Here is a 23,104-nt window from a genome sequence, read left to right as displayed (position 1 = left end):
GATGGCTATTTAGCTATTTTAAGATGTCTTTTTTAAGAGTACTGTATGGCTAATCTGTTCAAAAGAGCATTCTTTTTGTGTTTTGTGCAAAATACTGTATGTGTGCAGAAAGAGCATGGCGTGAGGGGGTGTCTTTTTGAATGGGTGCAAACTAATCTTGTAGGGTGCTATCTTATGGAGGTGCCAGGGGGAAGAGGGTGTGCAGGTTTAGGTGCAGGGAAAGCCATAAAGTTATGGAGGGTAAAATGCTGCTATCGGTGAAATACTGAAGTCCCTTAATGGGCTCAATCTTTAATATGCTGCGAATTTTGTTGGCAGGTGTTTTTTATTACCAAGGTTATCGTCAGAGTGTTGTTGTTTTCTGTTGAAGGCTTGGTGGTGATAAAATAGGCAAAATAAAATAGGCAAGGCGAAATAGACAGAGAAAATTTCGAAGTTTCGATATTGCTGTGCAGAGGTTTAAGTTTATAGCGTTTTGGTGAAGTATAGTAGCAATAATGGTTTTGGAGCAAAGCAAGAAAATATTTCAGAGAATACGTTGAAAGTTGTCGTGGTATACGCTTTTAAGGATTGTCGTGCTGTTGTCTGAGCAATATTCGCATCACAAGCTCGATTGAGTGTATCAGCATTGAAGAAAAACTGTTTAATCTCCCTCATTTGAAAGCAAGATTGAACAATATGGTTGAAGGGGAAATAAAAATGTCTGTAGTGCAATATGGTGATGATAGTTTTGCGGCAAAAGCAAAAGTTCTTGATAATAATCTTATTGACCGTGATTGGGCGATGACAAAATTTGTCGCTGCTGTTAAGGGATTAGCCCAAGTGGTTGATTATGAAAGCAATATGCTAGAGAGCAGTGGTGTTCCAGATTACGAAGAAATAAATTTATGTAAAATACGTGGTTTGCGTGATCTTAATAAGTCTATGAGCGATGTTAGACGCTACATGAATCAAGATATTGAGCATGAGGTTGAAAGTTTACTGTCTGATTTACAAGAAAAATTGCAGCGTAATAGTGAATTACTTCAAACGCATTTAAATGCCGTCAATAGTCTTTCGCAAGCTATGCAACTGTCTGGGTTTGCAAAAGAATTAGAGGAATAATCTAAATTTGTTTCATATCGGCTGTTCTACGTGATGATATGATGAGGTAGAGTATTCATTGATTTGAATAGAGAATGTGTTTGTTGAACCTCTATGTTTTTAGCGCGTTTTTGTATTTAAATTATCATTCTGTTGTGCTGTGAAACAGAATCTTTAAAGCAGTTTCTTTTAAGGTGACGTGAAGCGCACGCTTCTACGGGGAGTCAAGTGAAGCGGCTTTAAGAGAAAGCGGATTGTTAGAGCATTGTTTTAAAGACGGGGGTGATAGAGCGCTTTGTTGTTTCCTTCGGGGAAAGGGGGCAAAAGAATATTGAGACCATCCCATGATGCCTTATGAAACAGCCTCCTGGTGATGTAAAGTTTTATACATTAAGCTTTTTCAGAGTATTTTATGAATATTGCCAATAAACCTTACGAAGCACTGTTGTTTGAGGTGTGGTGATATGAACCGCCCTACTATGGGGAGCCAAGTGAAGCGGCTTTAAGAAAATGCGGATTATTAGAGCATTGTTTTAAAGACGGGGGTGATAGAGCGCTTTGTTTTTTCCTTTGGGGAAGGGGGCAAAAGAATATTGAGACCATTCCGTGATGCCTTATGAAATAGCCTCCTTTGAAGCGTGGTGATGTAAAGTTTTGCACATTAAATCTTTTTAGAATATTTGTTGGATATTGCCTATAAACCTTATGAAACACTATTGTTTGAGGTGTGGTGATATGAACCGCACTGCTGTGGGAAGCCAAGTGGAAATGGCTTTAAAGAAGGTGGATTGTTTACAGAGTAGGTTGTAGGGAGATTCATTTTTTAGCTTGAGGAGGTGCTTGAGAGGATATTTAGACCAGTCTGTGATACTTTATGAAAAAGCTTCCTTTTAGGTGTGGTAATGTAAGGCTTTACATATTAAGCTTTTTAAGAGTATTTGAGGAATATTGCCTATAATTTTCATGGAGTGCCGTTGTTTGAGATGTGGTGATATGAAGCGGTTAGTCGCTGAAAGCTCTATGTTTGAGACAAAGATTAAGGTGGTTTGGTATTTTCTCTTCTGTTGTAGCTTTTGTATGCCAGATTGGAGCGAGGGTATCTCTGTTGGGATTAATATTTGAAAATGGAAGGCAGCTTTATTGAGGGAGAATTACAAAGCTGTAAAGGTGATATTTTTACCATCGTTTTTTAGATTTATGGCTTTTAAAAGAATTTAAAGCATTGTCTTTAAAATAATGAAGATATTGCTTCATGCTTTTGTTTCTTGCGTTTTTTAATGGGATTACGCTCTCATGCAAAGTAGAACGCTTCAAAAAGAATACACTTTTGTTTCCAATGTATGGCGCTTGTTTTAAAGAAATATTTCTCAAGGTAAGTCCATTTCACAATAGCGCCCATTTCGTGACAGCGGTCTGTGACGCGATGGCGCCCGTTATGGTATAAAGCTCCCATGGAAATAATATAAAATCTACAGAACACTCCCATCCTTATAAAAAAGCAAGTTGGCATGGTCATACACTTTGCCAGCATTCAATGTTACGATAGCTTTTGGTATTGGGGACAGTTCATTATAGGTATTTTTAGCCAATTCTTAAATGTTTTTTATCTAATATCTTTGCATGTGATGTGTAAGCAAATGGTTTTTATTGATATAACATGGCGTAGATGTGGAATGAGAAAATCCTAAGATATTAGGGATTTTCATTTGAGATGAAAAAATAAATTATCTTTATGAATCAATTTGATGCGACTTAGTAGAAAACGGATTGTTTACAGATTGGTTCGGGGTAAGATCTTTGTTCTTTGAGAAGAGAAGAAAGTTATCATAATTGATAAAATTTGGTTTTTGTATTGCAAAAAATCTGTTTCTTACAAAGAGGGGCGTTGAAGAGAGAAGGTGTGTGTATTTTTATTTTGTTAAGGTGTCTTCTCTATCTTTGAAACGGTAAAACAATCCCATTGGGAGAGAATTATAAAGTTTTAAAGGTAATATCGTTAGCGTCTCTTTTGGGTTTAAAGTTATGATTTTCAAAAACATCTAAAACATTTTCTTTAAAATAATGAAGATATTGCTTCATGCTTTTGTTTCTTGCGTTTTTTAATGGGATTACGCTCTCATGCAAAGCAGAACACTTCAAAAAGAATACACTTATTGTTCCCAATATACGGCGCTTGTTTTAAAGAAATATTTCTCAAGGAAGCCCACCATTTCACAATAGCGCCCATTTGGGGAACTGCGGCTGTAATGGGTCTTTTAATGGGGGCACATCCTTTACGCAAAATAGAATACTCCAAACGAAATGTACTTGGGTTGTCAATTCACGTGCTGTTTTAAAGAAATATTTCATCAAGGTAAGCCTATTTCGCAACAGCGCTTGTAATGCGACGGCGCCTGTGAAGGGCAAGCTCCAGTGGAAAATAATATAAAATCTATAGAGCACAACCATCTTTATGCTTAATGAAGGAGCAAGTTGGCATTGTCATATTTCTCAGCAATGTCATACATTTTCCAGTTTCTAATATTGCGATAACTTTTGGTATTTGAGATTCTTGGGGCATTTTTATTCTTTTTTACCCATCCCCCCTTGCTTGTGTGTAAACCAAGAGATTGTGATTGATTTATCAATATGAGAGAACTCTACACTATTCGGTACTAAAGTTGAAAAAAAGATAATTTATCACGATAAATCAATGTGTTAATTATTAATAAAATGATCAGTGAAGATACGTTTAGGAGATACAGTTATAGGAGTGGTTATGAGTTAGAACCCGCTAGATAAGAATTTGGATTGTTTATAGATCTAAGAGGGTGTTAAGGAAAAAAAGAACGCTATTGTCATGGTGCGTTTTAAGATATTTTCAGGAATATTTATGAAGAGCATAAAACATATGAAGAAAAAGTGTCGGGCTCCATATCATATGAAATCAGCCAAGTAAAGTTTGCTAAAAACCGAATTTTTATAGATTGCAGTACTTTGTTATTCAGGATAGGGGGCAAGAATAGTCAAGTATAGAGATCCATTTAAAGCCTTTTAATTTTGATCACAAATTAAGTTTAAAATAGCTTTTTATTTGATAGACGGAAGGATTCTAAAACTTTTTAAAAGCAAAAACTCCTCTTTACTTGATGCGATTTCTTCATGATGGTACGGGGCATTTTCTTTTGTGATAATATCAGTGTAAAAAAAGGCAAGAGGAACATTCAAAATATCGGAAATTTCCTTTAAACGTCCTGCGCTTACACGATTTAAGCCTTTTTCATATTTCTGGATTTGTTGAAAAGTAACTCTTAAGTGTTGTCCTAATGTTTTTTGAGACATTCCCAATACTTTTCGTCTCAAACGAATTTTTTTGCCAACAAAAAGATCAATATTAAGATTTTGAGTTTTCATTTTCCCCTCCGGTTGCGAGCGCCCTCGCATGAGTATTCCGGGAGCTTGAAAACACTGAACCCTAGTCAGCATTTTGCTTTTAGTGCTGAAAAGCACCTGGACATAGCAAAATCTCCCGGAATTCCGGGACACCCACAGAGTGGGTTCATTTTTACGCTAGGGTTTCAGGTTTTCAAGGCCCTATTGGTCGTTGCGTATGCGACCAAAAACATTTTCTAATGTGTAAAGTAATTTTAGGAGATTGGCAATAAAAATAGTTTTTCTTGAAACGGATAGATTTTTTTAATGAGAGACTGTTTGCCTTTCAAATTTTCAATATTCGCTCACTAAACTCAAGTTTTCAGCTCTGTTTTTCACAAAGGAAAAGACTTGGTTGTTAAGCTCAAGGCATCTTTACGGTGCTGTTTTAGCCAATAACCAAAATAACTTGTTTGGTCCTTTTGATGCAGCGGAGATATCATAATGATCGGGGAGAGTTTTTATTGAGGGAACACGCCCCATGCAAAACAAAATATTTAAAACAGAATAGATTTGTTGTTGCCAATTTATATGCTTGCTTTAAAGAAATCTTTCTCAATGCTCCGGATCATTTCACAATGGTGTTTCGTGAATGGTATAGGACGATGCTCCGTGAAGTGTAGAGTGTAAAAGCCTCTAAGTGGTACAAAAGAATGGTATAAACGTTGCTATTTTTTGCATATCAAGGGATCAGGCTGGTATTATGATACACTGTGCCAATTTTCAATGTTGAGAGCCTCCTTGCGTTATGGTTCATAAGAAGCATTTTTATATCTTTCTTAAATTGTTTTTATCCATACACCAACGTTTCTGCTTGTGATGTGCAAGCGAATTCTTCAAGATGAATCTCTTGGAAATGAGAGAATGCGATGGTATTCAGTTTTTATTCAATAGATAAAAAATCATTATAAATAAATATGTTATTTGATGATGTAATGACTTTTGAGAATTTTAAAAATATACGTTTAAATAAAAAAGCAGCACAACATGCTGCCCTTTTATTTTATTGAAGTTAAAAGTGTTTTTGCTTTAAAAACGATACCGTATTCCGCCAGATACATTGGTCCCCGATACACCAGCTTTTTGCAATTTTTGCCGGTAGCTAATATCGCCGCTTAGCACGATATTTTCAGAAAAATAAGCATTCACACCCATGCCTCCCTCAATTGAAGAGCCGGTAGGATCAAGATCAAAGGTATCAGCAATTTTTATTATTTTACCATCACCAAAAGTTCTGATAACATTCATTTTGCCATAGAAGGAAACAGCCTTGTTTTTTTCAACAGCCGTTATCGTTTTTGTTAAACGTCCACCAAAACGAACCAACCATTGATGCGGATTGCCCATGTCTACTTTTAAGCCATTGGTATCTGAGAAAATATCAAACATGAGATTTTGATAAATGAATTGCACTTGTGGTTCAAAGACCAATCCTTTTGTATCGGTTGCTAATTTCTGACCAAGGGTTGCAGATAGATTAAGGATTTCAGTCCCATCCAAATTTGCGGCATTCCCAACCAGAGCTGTGGTAATATTTCCTTTTAAGGTTCCGTAAGAAAGAAGAGCATTGACATATAGACCATTGCTATGCTGGATGCCGCTATAAGCGGTGAGTGACCATTTATCAAGGGTCGTCTTTTCAGAATCTTGCATCTCTTTTGGCGTAAAGGCAAGTTTTCCGTAGGTTCCTAACAGACCAAAATGTGTGCTTATGTCTTTGCCTTCAAAGGCGGCTAATACGGCTCCCAATTGTAAAGCGCTATAGTTTAAATCAGCATCATAACCATAACGCAATGGGCCGCGGTTGGAAGATAAGGCGACTTTCTCGCCGTATGAAGAGAAAAAGAAGTTATTCTTTTTATTATCTTTTGCACCAAATACTGTTGTTTGCATTGCATCTAACAACGTGTTTTGGTTATTTACATCAGCAAATCCAGAAGAAAATAAAGCATTAGGCAGGGTTAAATAGTTTGCCACCTGTGGTAAAAGTGCTCGAACTTTTTTATCCTTATCAATGTAGGCATTCTGTAAGCGGAAATCCCAGAAATCACGATTATTTTTGCCAAAAAGATTTTGGCTCTCATGAGATGTTCCTGGTTTATAGCTTGTGAGTACATATTTATAAGGTTGTCCACCTATTGTCATATAGTTTCCTGCTAACCTGAAGGAATTTTCATTTGCTTGTCCGGAAACTTGAATGATTGAAATGCCATGTGTCCCTAAAGGGAGCGACGCCATGTGTTCTTCCCAAACAGCAGAGCTATCGGTTTTTTTATCTGTTTCTTGGAGATTGATGTGAACAACAGTACTCCCTAAGACATCTCCATTAATCATAATACGATCGGTTTGTTGTTCCGTGACAGGAGAATGTTCGTTCCATTGAGTGTTTACATAAATTTCTGAAAGACCTGCTGCACTATAAACTGTTGCTGTGTGAGCAGTTTCGTCTTCTTGCGAAAGATTAGGCCCTATAAACAAAGTTTGGTAATGTCTCTCAACGGGCTTCTCAAACATAATGGCGCTGTTGGTAAGGCGCAATACAGAAAGATTAGAGAATGATTTTTCATCAAGAGCAAACTGTCCATAGTCATCTAAAACAGCATCGTCACTTGAGATGTTATCACTATTTACAGCGTTTTTATTTGGCTTTAAGAGCCATTTCGTCTCTTCTTTTAGATCAAAAATTGTTCTATTATCTTTAGAGGTTCTTACTCGACCTTCTAAAGAAGAGTGATCCGCAACCAGTTTAAGGGTATTTGTGGAGCCACTTTCGTTTTTTATATTTTTTAATAAAACATCGGCATGGATTTTTGAATTTTTAAGACTGACAACACCGTTTGTGTTGGTTCCATAAAGGTTGATACCAATCCCTTGCTCAACGAAAAGTTTTGTATTCTCTAGATTTACTTTACCGGCAATATCTTGTTCTTGAATGGCGTTGGTATTTCTTTCAGCACTGCGTGGATATCGGTTTCGAGGGGCATGATATGGATTATTGCGGAAAATAATACCACTCGCTTCAGATTCTCCTGTGACATGGATGCTGGAATCTTTAAGATTGATTGTGCCTTCTATGTTGACCAAACCAGCTGTTTCTGCTGTTACCGTAATATCTGTGGCATCAATCTCTCCACCATCTGAGACACTTAATGCAATAAAACCAGCGTCAACGGTTCCTCCACTCATTTGGATTTTTGAATTACTTCCCTCTGCATCGACAGCACTCCATCTGTCTTGAATTTTTTTGTTATGCAAAGTTACAATTCTACCGTTTTGAGCTTCAACACGGGTACTGATATCTTCGATTTGCACAGGTTTCTCAGGCTGTTTTATGGGGGATATTGGTTGTGCAAGCTCTGATTTTCCAGCTGTTGGTCTGACAGATATTGCTGAGAGCTCTGATGCATTAGACGTTGGTGATTGCTCTGCTGTTGGTCTTGTAGATTCTGGCTTTTGAGGTTCAAAGTTTTTAGATACTTTTTGTGTATTCGCTTCTGGTCTTAAAAGTATTCGCTGCCCGGGTTCTGATTCTTTAGGCGTTGACGATAGTTTTGTCGTTGTTTTGTCAGAATCCGGTTTTGTAGGTTTAGATTTTTCAGATACACCTTGTGTAGATGCAGATTGCACGGACGTTGATTGTACAGATTTTGGTGCCGGTGATTGCTCTGTTGTTGGTCTTATAAATCCCGGACTTGTAGGGCCAGAGTTTGCAGGTGTTGACTGTGAATTAGGTGAAGATTGTGTCGCTTCTGACTGTGAAGATGCAGCAGAATTCGGTGACGTTTTTTCGCTGGAAGAGTCTGAGGGAGAAGAAGAGACACCTGAACGCCTTCTCGTTTTTGCTTCCATTCCTGTTGTTGAAGTTGTCCCTATTGTTGGAGACTCTCCTCTCGTTGGAGTGTTTTCTGTCGATGAAGATTGTGTAACCGTGTTTTGTGTGGCTGTAGGGTTAGATTGTACATTTTCTGTCGCTTTAGTCTTTGATGCCTGTGTACCTTCTTGATTAGGCTCAGGCTTTTGTTCCGCGGGAGAAGTTGTATTTTCACTGGTTACACTTGGGGATGGCGTTTTTTCTTTAGAATCTTGAGAAGAAACCTTGGACGTTTTTGTGTTTTTAGGGGGCGTAGGTACGCTAGATGTTGAAGGTGGATGGGAGAGGAGAAATGGATAATGTGACTCCCCATCAGGCGAAATATCATATAGATAATTTTGGGGTGCATCTATTCGGCGACGACTATGAGGGACTGGATCCCGTCCCTCTTCAGCGCCTGGTGGCGGAGGTGGGAGATCAATACCTGGTGATGGAGTCATGCTATGAACAGCATAAGACAAGCTGGTGGAAGAATAAAACAGCACACTAGAAATTGTGTATAGTAAAATATTTTTTTTCATATGGATGTATTCCTAAATATTTCCCCTCTCTCATAGAATATAAAATTTTGACCTCATTATGTCTCTTTTGTAAGAGACAAAACGAAACATAATGAGAGTGCTTTGTATTTCAAGATAGAATACAAGTATTTTTAAAAGTGATAGCGCATTCCAGCAGAAATATTTATTCCAGAGATGCCAACTTTTTTGAATTTATGTTGATAGCTCAGATCACTATGAAGCTCGATATTTGGCGATAAGTGTGCGTGAATACCAAAACCACCTTCGACTAAAGATCCCATCGCAGCAAGCTGAAAACTTTTACTAAAAGTTTTGATCATGTTCAGTTTACCATAGAAGGAAAGGGCATGGCCTTTGTTTTGCGTCAAACGCCCACCAATACGCAGCAACCATTGATCAGGTTTGCCTATGTTTATTTTAGGGTTATCGTCATCTGAAGAACTGTTGCCATTTGAGGACGTGTTGTTATCTGAGGATGCACTAAGTATGAGACGCTGATAAACGAGTTGTGCTTGCGGTTCTAGAATGACACCCTCGAAACCAGTTGATAGTTTTTGACCAACCGTTGCAGCAGCTCCTAATATTTTACTATTCTTTATTTTAGGGGCATCTTTGATAAAATCGTTGCTCATATTTTCTTTAAAAATTCCATAAGAGAGAAAAGCACTTGCATAGATGCCACCGTCGTGCTGAATGTTTCCATAGGCAGTGAGAGACCATTTATCAAACATCTTCTTATGAGAGCTATCTGCATTTTTAGGAGCAAAAGACAATTTTCCATAGGTTCCGAAAAAACCAAAATTAGTGCTGATATTTTGATCTTCTCGCGCGATTAATGTAGCCCCTGCCTGCAATGCGGCATAGCGAATATCCGCATGAAGGCTCCCTTGTTCTGCGTGAGTGCTCTCTTGTTCTGCTGGAGCGCCCTCTTGTTCTGCTGGAGCGCCTCCTTGTTCTTTTTGAACATCATTTTGTTCTGTTTGAGCCCCTTCTTGTTTTGAATGAATGCGGGAGAAAAATGTGTTCTTATTGCCATAAGTGGATAAGAAAATGCTTCTCTCTTGATACTCTTTGGGTTCAAACATTGTTATTTGCATATTGTCTAACAAGATATTTTGATTGTTGGCATCAGCAACCCCAACAGTAAACATCGCGATAGGCATGACGAAAGAGTTTTCTATTTGTGGTGTAAGGAGTTTGCCATTTACTGCTCCATCAAGAGAATAAGAAGTTGCAGTTGCTTTATCAGCTGTAAATTGAGACGTGCTCTCAGTATGAGCGATGGGGCTGTTCTCAATCTTTGTGGGCAATTTCACATGAGATTCCGTGGATGTGTTAAGAGCCTTTTTCGGTGCTGAGGAATCCGTGTTTGTCTTGGGATCAATAACAGAGTATTTATTCTCTTTATGTGCAAGAGAGGCTTCTTTCCCCTCCACGTTTGCTATTCCATCGGTGGTTGAGGTATTTTGGGGGTGCGTGTTAAGATACAATGCATTTTGTAAAACATTGGTAGCTGTATTGTTTTGTTTTTGTGAGGCACTCCGTTTTATTCTCAATTGGTTAAGTTTTGCGTTGGTATCTACCATAGACTGTGTATCTTGAGGATATTGGTTTGCTATGACTTTGGTATGTGTATTATCCATTTCATGCTTTAATACTACATGATGTGCACCAGAGCTAGCACGACCATCGCCTGAAAAAGAGCTTTTAATCTTCTCTCTTACACGATCCATAGAATTTTGATGTGCTTGGTTGAAAGGTGAATGACCTCGCGTCATGGCGCCAGAGGCTATTTTTTCAAGATTTTTTTCTGTCTGTGTAGGTGTGTTTATTAAATCAATGGTATGGCGATATTGTTCCGGTAATTCGATCATTCCTTCAAGAGCATGGCGTGTTTCAGGACTTAAGCCAGAGGCGGTACTGATCGATATGAAGGTAAAAGAAGAAAAAAACAAAGCACAAGCGGCTGTACATAACAAAAGATTCTTATGCATAGAGACGTTCCTTAAGATATTTTCTTTGTTTTGATAAAAAATGAACTACTCTTCCACACATTACGATTTTTTGTAATGTGTAAAATATAAGCAGCACTGCTTACATTCCAGCGCTGCTTATGTGTCAAAAGTGAAAGCTAAGATTTCTAAAAGCGATAGCGCATTCCACCGGAAAAATTAATTCCAGAAAACCCAGCTTTTTGAAGTCTATGTTGGTAATTAACGTCAGCATGAAGGGCAATATTTTTGGAAAGTTGCGCGTTAATGCCAAGCCCACCTTCAAGAGAAGAGCCCATAGAATCAAGACGGAAAGGCTCAATAATATCGATTGTGCTTTTTTCACCAAAAGCTTTGATGACGTTCAATTTACCATAAAAGGAAAGAACACGATCGTTTTCAATAGGAAGTATGGTTTTTGTTAAACGTCCTCCAATATGCACCAACCATTGGTGAGGAGTCTTGATATTAACCTGGAAGTCATCGATATCTGAAAGCGTACCAAATGCAATATGTTGATAAATCAGTTGCGCTTGTGGTTCAAAGGACAATCCTTCAACACCGGTTGCTAGTTTTTGTCCAACGGTTGCCGATATATTCAATATATCCGTATTATTTAACTCTGCGGTGTTGCCAATAAGAGCTGTTGTGATATGTCCATTTAAAATGCCATAAGAGAGTGATGCATTAACATAAAGACCATTGTCATGGTGGAGGTTCCCATAGACCGTAAAGGACCATTTATCCAGTATGCTTTTGTCAGAACCTTCCATATCCTTTGGCGTAAAAGCGAGCTTTCCATAGGTGCCTAAAAGACCAAAATTTGCAGTTAAGCTTTGATTTTCTAGCGTTGCTAATGCCATGCCTGCTTGTAAAGCAGCATAGCAAACATCCGCACCATAACCATACTCCAATGGACTACGGCTGGAAGATAACGTCACCTTGTTGCCATACGTTGATAAGAAGATGCCTTTCTTTTTATGACCTTCTAATCCAAAAACTGTTGAGTGCATATTATCTAACAGCGTATTTTGATTACTTATGTCAGTCAATCCAGAGGAGAATATCGCGTTAGGCATTACCAAATAGCTTGCAACTTGGGGAACAAGAGCTTTGATTTCTTCCACTAAATCAAGAGTAGTATTTTGGAGACGGAAATCCCAAAATTCTTCACCTTCTGGAAAAAGGCTTTGCTGATCATCCGCTTTCCCAAGGCGGGATGTTGGTCCATAGCCATTGAGTATATATTTATAAGGTAAGCCCCCTATTGTGGTATAGCCATGGGCAAGTTTGAAGGAATCTTCATTGGCTTGCCCAGAAACTTGAATGAGTGAGAGACCACGTATATTCAAAGGAATTGAACCTTCTGCTTCTTCATTATCAAAGGGTTCGGGATGCTTTGAAAGATTGTTGAAATAGATCGTTGTGGTGCCTGAGACATCACCGCGAACGAGAACACGGTCAGTCTTTTGTTGTTCTTTTGTAAGACCATTGCTCCATTCGGTATTAAAGTAAATCCTTGCGTTGCCTGTTGCATTGTAAACTGTTGCGGCATCAGAGTCTCTGTTTTGCTCTGTTTTTTGGGGATGTCTTCCCACATTTAAGGTTTGATAATGGTTTTCTACTAAATCATGCGGTGCATCAAATATGATAGAGCTATTGTTAAGGTTTAGGACTGAAACAACGGATTGTGCTCGTTGCTTAAGATCAAGAAGCTTGTAATCAAATAAACTAAAACTATTTTCCAATTCAAATAGACTAATTTTTAAATGCCACTTGCTGTTATTGTTTAGGGTGAAGATCGTTGTATTTTGAGGAAGCGTTTTGGCTCTTCCTTCCATAATTGAATTGTCAGCGTCTAATGTAAAAGTAGTTGGTTCAATTGTGGTGAACGGTGAGCCTTCGTTTTTTAATAACATATCAGAACGAATTTCTGAGTCTTTAAGGGATACCGCATTAGCAACAGCTTTGGAATAATAAGGTCCGAAAATACCAACACCATCCTTTACAAAAAGTTTTGTCTTATTAAGAATGGCTTTGTTTACAACTTCTTCTCCTTCTTTTATTGTGGAGCTTAGAATATAACCAAAATTGATACCATAGACTTTGCTGTGGCCTATGACATTTATGATTGAATCTTCAACACGGATTATGCCGTTTGTGAGTGACAAACCACGCTCTTTAGCTTTTCCCACGATTCCTTTAGCATTAATTTGACCACCTGATGTTGCAGAAAGCAAAGTGAAATCTGAGTGCATTATTGAGTCTGTAATGGTAATGTGGCCTTTCTTAGCAACTGCGGTATCATACTTACCACGAACAAAAACGTTATTAAAGTTCTTCTCTTCTCCATTAGCTACTTGGACCGTAGGAATCTCAGGAGGTTGTGTATTTGCATAAGTTGGAGCAAAATGAGAAAAAATGAAAGTTCCAGCAATTGTACATAACAAAAAATTTTTTTTATAAATATATTTCTTACACATAGATATGCCTTTAGTATTTGGTATGCTTCGATGCTTACTTCATTCCCCTGATGGCGCAAGTACCCAATCAGCTTTTATATCATAATGTATTTATTGTAAATAACAAAACGAAATATCGTGTTTTGTTATTTATCTTTTAAAAATTGGTTTTGGAAAAGTTTGTAAAATAGAAAAGCGCAATTCAGCGATGATGAATTTCAGAAAACTGAGCTTGATAAGTCTTTTTGTTTTAAAGTGCTAAGAATCAAAATATTTTGGGAGAATGCTTATTGCTTAAAGCTGTTTAAAAACGTTATAAAGTTTTGGAGAAGATTTGTCATGCGCTTACCAAAAGCTTTCAGTTGGGTTTCTTGCATATAGAATTATTCACGATAAATTTTTTGATATAAAAAAGCTAAAATATTTTGTATTTTTTATCGATATACAACAATTTTTATTGAATCCATTCGATTTTTATACATCAAAAAGCGCGCTCTTTTGAGAATACAACAATCGTTGAGAGATAAAGGATTTTGTGGCATTTGGTTTGAATGAAATTAATCCTTTCAAGAAGGGTGTATAGAAAGAACCATTATTGATGTCTCTTGCCGAAAGATTGCAAAAAAGCAGCACATTCGTACTGCTTTTTGTTAAAATAAATAGACTATAAGTTGTTTTTTTCTTTTTCTTAAAACTGATAGCGTATTCCGCCTGAAAAGCTTGTTCCAGATATACCCGTTTTTTGAAGTTTCTGTTGATAATGAACATCAGCATGAAGGGCAATATTTTGTGATAATTGTGCATTCACACCAAACCCACCTTCAAGGGAAGCTCCCATAGCATCAAGATGGAACGATTCACCAATCTGTATGGTGCCACTATTAGAAAAAGCTTTAACAATATTCAATTTACCATAGAAAGAAAGAATACCGCTATTTTCAGTTGGAACTGTTGTTTGCATTAAGCGTCCACCAATACGCACCAACCATTGATGAGGATTGCCCATATTCACATCAAAGCCATCAACATCTGAGAGTGTGTCAATCATAAGACGTTGATAAACAACTTGTGCTTGTGGTTCAAAGACCAATCCTTTCGTGCTGGTTTCGAACTTTCGTCCAATGGTTGCCGATGCACTGAATGTATCAGCACTTGTCAATTCTGCAGTCTTTCCTATGAGAGCTGTGGTGATATTCCCCTTGAGCATTCCATAGGAGAAAAGTGCATGGACATATGCCCCATTATTATGACGCAGGCCACTATATGCAGTCAGTGACCATTTATCGAGTGTACTCTTGTCAGCACCTTCCATACCTTTTGGAGTGAAAGCTAATTTTCCATATGTCCCTAAAAGACCAAAATTGGTGGTCATGTTTTGATCTTCTAGAGCTGCTAATGTAATGCCTGCTTGTAAAGCAGCATAGTGAATATCGGCACCATAGCCATATTGTAAGGGCGTACGGTGAGAGGATAATGTCATCTTATTGCCATAAGCCGAGAAAAAGATTCCTTTGTTTTTATGATCTTTTGTCTCAAAGCTTGTTTCTTGCATCGTGTTCAGTAAAGTGTTTTGATTGTTTACTTCAGCCAATCCAGCTGAGAATAGAGCGTTAGGCATGACCAAATAGCTTGCTACTTGAGGAACAAGAGCTCTGATCTTTCCTTCATCATCGAGTGTTGCACTTTGCAAGCGGAAATCCCAGAAATTCTGATTTTCTCTCAAATGGTTTTGTATGCTCCCTTCTTGCTCAGAATTTGATGATGATTCACCTTTTATATTATTCTCAATTCCTAAAACTGTTCCTCCTAATACAACGGTGGTTGTGTCGGTTTTTGAGTTCTTTTCTTTTGATTGTTGAGATACTTCTCCTAAATGGCTTTGCGCGGGCTCTGCTTTCCCAAGACTCGATGTCGGTCCATAGGCATTTAAGACATATTTATAAGGCAAAGAACCTATTGTGACGTAGCCATTTGCTAGTTTGAAGGAATCTTTATCTGCTTTTCCAGATACTTGAATGAGTGACAGACCACACATATTCGCGGGAATAGAAGCTTCTGCTTTTGATGGCTCACCTTTTGAAAGACTATTGAAATTAATTGTTGTGATGCCTGTTACATCCCCATGGACAAGAAGGCGGTCTGTTTTTTGTTGTTCTTTTGTCAGACCATCACTCCATTCTGTATTAAAATAAATTCTTGCATTGCCTGTTGCGTTGTAAACAGCTTCTACAGCAGAGTCCTTGTTTGCTTGTGAATTAGGAACTTCAATGGTTCGTCCTACACTCAAGGTTTGATATTGACCCCTTGCCAGTATATGTGGCGCATTAAACACAATAGAGCTATTGTTAAAGTTTAAGACTGAAACGGTAGACAATGCTCGTTGCTTAATGTCATGGAGTGCATAATTAAATGTACTAAAATCATCATTTACGTCGTATTGACTTACATTTAAATACCATTTGCTATTGTTGTTTAAATTAAAAACAGTTGTATTTACTTCTAAGGTTCTTGCTCTTCCTTCTAGAATCGAATTATCGGCAGTTAATACAAAAGTCACAGGATGAGGATCTGAATCTGTTTTCTTTTTTACAATATTTTGTAATAATACATCAGAACGAATTTCTGAATTTTTAAGTCGAACTTCGGCAACAGACTTTGAAGATGAGGGACCTAAAATACCTACACCATCTCTCACAAGAAGCTTTGTATTGGTAAGAATCGCCTTATTGACAACTTCTTCACCATCTTTCAGAAAAGCATCTAAAATGGTATGAAAAATAATACCGGATTTTCTTTTGGTTTCTATGAGTGAATCCTCAATGTTAATGATACCGTTTGAAATTGATAGACCAGTATACAAGGCATTGGTTTTAACTCCTTTAGCATTAATACGCCCACCTTGTGATACAGCAAAGGCAAACGAAGCTGAATGTATTGTTGAGTTCGTAATTGTGGCAATTGCTTTTTTAGAGGCGTGCACTGCGCTTAATCCATTGCGGATAAAAACATTATTAAGAGTCTTTTCCTCTCCGTTTTCTAGCTTGAACTCATCAATAATTTCAGGATGTTGTGTATTTGCATAAGTTGAACCGAAATGAGAAAAAATGAAAGTTCCAGCAATTGTACATAACAAAAAATTTTTTTTATAAATATATTTCTTACACATAGATATGCCTTTAGTATTTGGTATGTTTCGATGCTTACTTCATTCCCCTAATGGCGCAAGTACCCAATCAGCTTCTATATCATAATGTATTTATTGTAAATAACAAAACAAATTATATTGTGCTGTTCTCTATAATTTGAAGTTTTGCTTCAGAAAAGCTTTTTTCATGATCATAAAAAGCAATGAAATAATGGATTTCATAAAACTTCGCTTGGTAAGCTTATGCTAAAACAACGATGAAGTACGCTATTTAAAAATTGTCATTTCAGGATAATCGTTATAAAAGCTTTATAGCGTTGAGATGAATTGTTTTAGACAATCAGAAAAATTTCAGTCAATTTTCTCTGCTATAGGAGAAGATACGCTATAAAAAGAAGAGATGAGAGGACGGATTTTCTTCAAAGAGATAAGGCGCTAAAGCTCATTTTCCTAAGTCAGCATAGCTCATTTCATGACGGTGGTTCATGAATGATATAATGGTAAATCCATAGAGCTTCATCATTTTTATGCTTATGAATGGAGCAAGTTGGCGCCTTTACACTTGATAAAACAGCAAGCCCATTGCATATTTTACCAGCTTCTAATGTTGCGACAGCTCTTGGCTCTTGAAACGGTTCATAAAAAGGCATGTCTTTCTTATATAATTTTTCCTCATACGCCAAGCTCTATTCGTAACGTACAAGGACATAGTTTTGATTGGTTCAACATGGAACAGGTTTGAAATGAGAGAGTCTTACGATATTCGGGACGCTCATTCGAAATGAGTAAATTATCATTATAAATTAATTAATGTGCTACCATTTATGATGCGATGTTGGATAGCTTTGTGCAAGAACCAGCGTTAAGAAATGCCTTGCGTAAGCGAAAATTCTCGAAACGTTTATTCGTATCATTAAAGAGAGGTTGCTTGATATTCGTTTTTTCATGGTTTTATTCTGTATAGCCAGTCAGCGTATCTTTATAAGACAAATCATTTCTTGTGGGGGCGGACATTGGATCGCTTGAAAAGTCTTCTGTCGTTTTCCCAGAGGCTTGGATTAAGCAAAAATCCACCAGTCCTTAAAAGATTAGAAGCATTTTCTATAATACTCTTCTAAAATCGCTTTAAGGCTAAGTGATATGAAAAAACGTTTCTTAAAAAAACGTCTTTCAAATTACGTCACACCATTTTGCGGTCGGCGTTTGTGAATGGTATAACGATAAATCCATAGAGCTTCATCATTTTTATGCTTATGAAGGAGCAAGTTGGCGCCTTTACACTTGATAAAACAGCAAGCCCATTGCATATTTTACCAGCTTCTAATGTTGCGACAGCTCTTGGCTCTTGAAACGGTTCATAAAAAGGCATGTCTTTCTTATATAATTTTTCCTCATATGCCAAGCTCTATTCGTAACGTACAAGGACATAGTTTTGATTTATTCAACATGGAACAGGTTTGAAATGAGAGAGTCTGACGATATTCGGGACGCTCATTCACCAGGAAAAATAGCGAACACTCTTTATAAATCAATGAATTGCCTTTTATAATAGTTATGCTATTCAATAATCCGATTACGCTGTTCGTTCTTTCATTTTTACAGCCGTGGAAGCATTTTTAGGGACAGAAGTTTGAGTTTCTGTTCTCTCGTTATTGTTAAATATTCATCGATGATTTTTTATCATCTTCTGCCTGAAGTATCTCATAAGTTCCGTTGGATATGTTTTTTGTACCAAAAATTTTAAGGGATTTCGTTTCTGCATTATAGGTAGAAAATGGTAAATTTTTATAGCTTCTGTGTACGATAGAATATTTTTTAGCTAGAAATATTTCTTATTTTATATTTGCGATTAAAAAATAATAATATATAATTTTATCTATAACTATATTTATTATATTAAATAAAAATAAACTATAAATTTATGTTTATTTTATAACAATATTATAATTTATATGAAATATTAATTAAAAATCTTGCTCTTTTATAAGATTTAATAGTCTTACGACTTAATAAATTATTAGAAAAATAGTGCTGTTTGTAAAAAAATAAGGAAAATAGAATAAATAGGTATTGCTTTCATAGCATCATCTTAAGATTGGTAGCATCTTATTGTGCTTAAAAAAATCATTTCCATGATACTGATTTTGACGGTTTTTTTCATTGTTCTATTTTCTTTCAGTGAGATGAGCTTGGTATGAGAGGGATAGGCTTTCTCAAAATCGTTTACCTAAAACGATACAGGAAAGTGTCAATGAAGCCTTATAGAGGGTGTAATAAGCTTGTTGATTGAAAGAATGGGAGTTTATAAACATAGCAGGGTACAAAGAAAGAGCTTTTTAAATATTGCTATCTGTTTATTGTCTAAAAATGCACTTTTCTTAGCTTTATGGATAAATTCGCTAATAGAATATATGCTCCGGGACTCGTGTGAAAAGGCGGAAAAGCCTATTTAAAGTGGAAAAACGCAATTCATACAGTGTTTCATGTTGAAAGCTTTGAAATGAATGATTTATGGTTCATAAAATCCCACTTTTATTAGAAATTATGCTTTTATTAAAAGGTCTCCGCTTTCATTATTTTGGTTTTTTGACATATTCTCGATAAAAATACTTGACATTTTTTCTTGAGAAAAAGGGAAGGGGATTTTATGAAGAAAACGAGATTTATCAATAACATCTGGATTGAGTATAGTCATCTCTAGGTGTTTTTTCTGAGAGTTTTTCTTTCACTTGGAGATGAAGTGCTTTGCGATATTTTGTTTGAGAGAGATGAACGCATTTAATCTGATATGCTTCAAAGAAAATATTCAACCTTGTAAATTAATAAATCTTGATGGACATGACTTTAAGGAAATAAAGAACAACGTTATTCGCGAGATCTTTTAATGAAAGAGTATCAAGAATAAAAAAGGCAGCGTATTGTGCTGCCTTTTTGGTTTGATGAAGTATACAGAATAACAATATACCTGTTTTTTACAATTTTGCCTCAAAACTGATAGCGTATGCCGCCAGAAAAATTTGCACCACTTATACCTGTTTTTTGCAGTTTTTGTTGATAACTCACATCACCATGAAGGGAAAAATTGTGAGACAGTTGTGCATTGATGCCAACGCCGCCTTCAATTGCAGGTCCCATAGGATCTAGCTCAAAGTCTCTTCCAATATGAATGCTACCATCATCACCAAAGGTTTTGATCAAGTTTACTTTTCCATAGAAAGACATAGGACGGTTGTTTTCAGTGGAAATGGTTTTGGTCAAACGCCCACCAACACGGATCATCCATTGAGAAGGATTTTGCATGTCAACGGTCAGATTATCAGCATCTGAAATTGTATCAAACATCAAGTGTTGATAAGCAACTTGTGCCTGCGGTTCGAATGTTACGCCTTGTATACCGGTTGCAAATTGTTTGCCAACAGTTGTGGAGATCGTCAACATTTTGGCATTTTTCAACTTTGCGGTTGTTCCAATGAGGGCATTGCTGATTTTTCCCTTTAGGATGCCATAGGATAACAACGTATCAAGATAAAAGCCGTTGTCATGCTGTATGGTTCCGTAGGCTGTGAGTGACCATTTATCAATGGTGTTTTTCCCAGCATCTTGCATGTCTTTTGCGGTGAAAGAGAGTTGTCCATAGGTACCTACAAGACCCAAATATGTTGTGGTATTGTGTCCTTCCAGCGTTGCGAAGTTAACACCCCCTTGTAGAGCAGCATAGCGAAGATCAGCGCCACTATAACCATATTGACGGGGCGCACTTTCAGAGGATAAGGTTCCAGTGCTTCCATAGGTGTGTAAGAAGAAGCTGCTCTGTTTTTCTTGTCCTTTTGCCAAGACAGATGTTCTGAGATTGGCCAACAATGCGTTTTGTTGCGCCATATCCGTCAATCCACTATAGAAGAGGGCATTTGGCATGACCAAATAGCTTGCCATTTGTGCTACAGGTGCTTCTACTGTGGAATCAGGGCCAAGGAATTCTTTATGTAAGCGGAAATCCCAGAAATTTTCATCCTTTTCATCAAAGAGACTTTGTTCAATATTCGCTTTGCCATGGCTTGATGCTGATCCGTAACCGGTTAGCGTATATTTGTAAGGCGAACCACCTCTTGTGATATAGCCATGAGCTAATTTGAAGGAATTTTCATCAGCCTTTCCAGAAACTTGGATAAGTGAAAGCCCGCCAGTGTTTGAGGGGTCGGAAGCATTTACAACACTGTCTTTATCTCCTAAATCGCTTTTGATGTAAACTGTTGTGGAGCCTGAAACATCACCGTGAATGAGAAGATGATCGGTTTCTTGCTCTGCTATTGGCGTGCCATCAGTCCATTTTGTATTGAAATAAATTTTTGCATCGCCTGTTGCATTATAGACGGCTTTGGTATCCGGTTTTCCAGAGCCTATATGCAATGTATGATAATGATCTTCTGTTGGTTCTTTAAAAATAACAGAGCTGTTTTCAAGATTCAGCACAGAAATATCAGAGCGTGATCTTTGAGCAATATCAAGCAGATTCCCATCATCATCTTTTTCTTGTGTGCTGTTTTTTAAGAACCATTGTGTATCGTTTTTCAGGTTGAAGCTTACGTTTCTTTCTTGTGCAATATTTGCTCTGCCTTCTAAAGTAGAGTGATCTGCATTTAACGTGAAGCTGCCGTTGGCTATCTCCTTTACGTTTTTATCATTCCAGACATTTTCCTCTTGCCAAGAAATTTTGTCCCAAAAAACACCGTCATTTAATAAAATATCGGCATGGATTTCTGAATTATGAAGATTAACTGTACCGATTGATAGAGTAGGAATATCTCCAATACTCTTTTTAGCAAGAGCTCCAACGAGAATTCCAGTGCCATTGTCAACATGAGTCTCTGTATTGGTTAGATTGATTTCATTATTTCCATATGTTTGTAGATCATCTAATTCATCTGTATTGGTTTTCGATAAAGCCATCAGTTGCATACCTATGCTTCCTGCTTTTGCAAAAGTGTTTGCTAGGTCAATCTTTCCCGTGCCTACTGCGGATAGTGCAATTTTTTTTGCGTCTATTTCATTTTTAGTACCATTCTTCATTTTAATTGAGGCGCCACCAGCGGCACCAAGACCAAGATCAAAATTTTTAATGATTGTGTTACCATTTAATTCAATTTTGCTCTCAGACTCGTGGGAGCCTACAGCACTGGTTATTTTTTCGCTCTCACCACCGATTATTGTTAGATCTCCACTGGTGATTTTGCTTCCACCATCTGCATAAAGACCTTCATCAACATTTTGAATGATTGTTTTGCCAGTTAAGTTAATTTCACTCTCAGCGCCTTCTGTTGTTAGACCAGAGCGTTCTGTGTCTGTCCCCGAATTGATTGGCTTTCCACCGTTGATTATTAAATTTTCGCTGGTAATTTTGCCGCCATCAACGGCTCCAAGACCGTTAAAAGTATTGTTAATCGTTGTATTGCCATGCAATTCAATGGTGCTCTTCTCACCAAGTGCAAGTGCGCCGGTTCCTATACCATCTGTTGTGAGCGTAACATCTGTGGCATCGATCTGTCCCTTGTTTTTTGTAAGCAATGCAACATTGCCATTTTTTGCAGTTGCATTTCCTCCGATCATTATAATTTTTGAATCTGAACCGTCCGCATAGGCACCATTTCCATGAGATGATGTGACTGTAGAATTATTTAAAGTAATGGAACTTCCTTGTTTTGCGTATATTCCATTGCTTGCGCTCTCAAATGATCCTCCAGAGACTGTTACTGTCGAGTGATCATCTGCGACTATGGCGCTTTCTGCTTGTTTTACGGTTACATTTGTTAAAGCGACGATACTTTTATCTGCAGATACTCCTACGTTTAGTCGTGCATCGTCTTTAACGCTCGATATTGTCATATTTTCCAGTTTGTTTTCTTCTCTCTCACTGTTCTCAAAGGTAGCACCAATTATTGAAGCTTTAATGGTTCCGCCTGTCATACTGATTGCGCCATTGTTGTTTGCCCAGAGTCCGGGGGCCTCAGATGATGTAATGTGAGCATTGTTGGTTAAAGTAATGATACTGTTGTTGTGAGAAGTTACTGTTGCATCTTTTGCATCAAATGATCCTCCAGAGACTGTTACTGTCGATTGATCATCTGCGATTATGGCGCTTTCTGCTTGTTTTACGGTTACATTTGTTAAAGCGACGATACTGTTTTGGTTTGCGTCTATTCCATAGATGAGTGGTGCATCGTCTTTACCACTTGATATGGTTACATTTTCCAGTTTGTTTTCTTCTCTCTCACTGTTCTCAAAGGTAGCACCAATTATTGAAGCTTTAATGGTTCCGCCTGTCATACTGATTGCGCCATTGTTGTTTGCCCAGAGTCCGGGGGCTTCAGATGATGTAATGTGAGCATTGTTGGTTAAAGTAATGATACTGTTGTTGTGAGAAGTTACTGTTGCATCTTTTGCATCAAATGATCCTCCAGAGACTGTTACTGTCGATTGATCATCTGCGATTATGGCGCTTTCTGCTTGTTTTACGGTTACATTTGTTAAAGCGACGATACTGTTTTGGTTTGCGTCTATTCCATAGATGAGTGGTGCATCGTCTTTACCACTTGATATGGTTACATTTTCCAGTTTGTTTTCTT

At 37.4% G+C, this 23,104-nt stretch carries 8 protein-coding genes; 1 reads left to right on the top strand and 7 read right to left on the bottom strand.

Annotation, left to right across the window (positions count from 1 at the left end):
• Positions 1-699: 699 nt before the first annotated feature.
• Positions 700-1,104: a flagellar protein FlgN gene (locus tag PVV66_RS06640; RefSeq protein WP_273719012.1), complete on the top strand. Its 405-nt coding sequence runs from the start codon at positions 700-702 to the stop codon at positions 1,102-1,104.
• 3,048 nt (positions 1,105-4,152) lie between these two features.
• Here the strand turns inward: PVV66_RS06640 and PVV66_RS06635 are convergent.
• The 7 genes from PVV66_RS06635 to PVV66_RS06605 all read right to left on the bottom strand — a co-directional run.
• Positions 4,153-4,476, bottom strand: a complete 324-nt coding sequence (locus PVV66_RS06635; protein ID WP_273719011.1) for a helix-turn-helix domain-containing protein — start codon at positions 4,474-4,476, stop codon at positions 4,153-4,155.
• Between the two features lie 1,047 nt (positions 4,477-5,523).
• The gene (locus PVV66_RS06630; protein ID WP_273719010.1) at positions 5,524-8,886 is read right to left on the bottom strand and encodes an autotransporter outer membrane beta-barrel domain-containing protein; all 3,363 of its coding nucleotides are present in this window, start codon (positions 8,884-8,886) and stop codon (positions 5,524-5,526) included.
• Positions 8,887-9,017: 131 nt separating this feature from the next.
• On the bottom strand, positions 9,018-10,880 hold the full coding sequence (locus PVV66_RS06625; RefSeq protein ID WP_273719009.1) for an autotransporter outer membrane beta-barrel domain-containing protein: 1,863 nt from the start codon (positions 10,878-10,880) through the stop codon (positions 9,018-9,020).
• Positions 10,881-11,026: 146 nt separating this feature from the next.
• Positions 11,027-13,360 carry an autotransporter outer membrane beta-barrel domain-containing protein gene (locus PVV66_RS06620; RefSeq protein WP_273719008.1) on the bottom strand — a complete coding sequence of 778 codons (2,334 nt, stop codon included), beginning with the start codon at positions 13,358-13,360 and terminating at the stop codon, positions 11,027-11,029.
• Positions 13,361-14,027: 667 nt separating this feature from the next.
• Positions 14,028-16,505, bottom strand: coding sequence for an autotransporter outer membrane beta-barrel domain-containing protein (locus PVV66_RS06615; protein ID WP_273719007.1), 2,478 nt, complete (start codon positions 16,503-16,505; stop codon positions 14,028-14,030).
• A gap of 449 nt (positions 16,506-16,954) precedes the next feature.
• The gene (locus PVV66_RS06610) at positions 16,955-17,134 is read right to left on the bottom strand and encodes a hypothetical protein (protein WP_273719006.1); all 180 of its coding nucleotides are present in this window, start codon (positions 17,132-17,134) and stop codon (positions 16,955-16,957) included.
• Between the two features lie 2,335 nt (positions 17,135-19,469).
• Positions 19,470-23,104: autotransporter outer membrane beta-barrel domain-containing protein (locus PVV66_RS06605; RefSeq protein WP_338070265.1), on the bottom strand; the 3,635-nt coding region annotated here is incomplete at its 5' end.

Origin of the sequence: Bartonella sp. AU16XJBT, from assembly GCF_028618665.1 — a bacterium.
GTDB lineage: Bacteria > Pseudomonadota > Alphaproteobacteria > Rhizobiales > Rhizobiaceae > Bartonella.
Note: the sequence above shows the minus strand (reverse complement) of the source record. Positions and strands in the feature narration are given on the sequence as shown.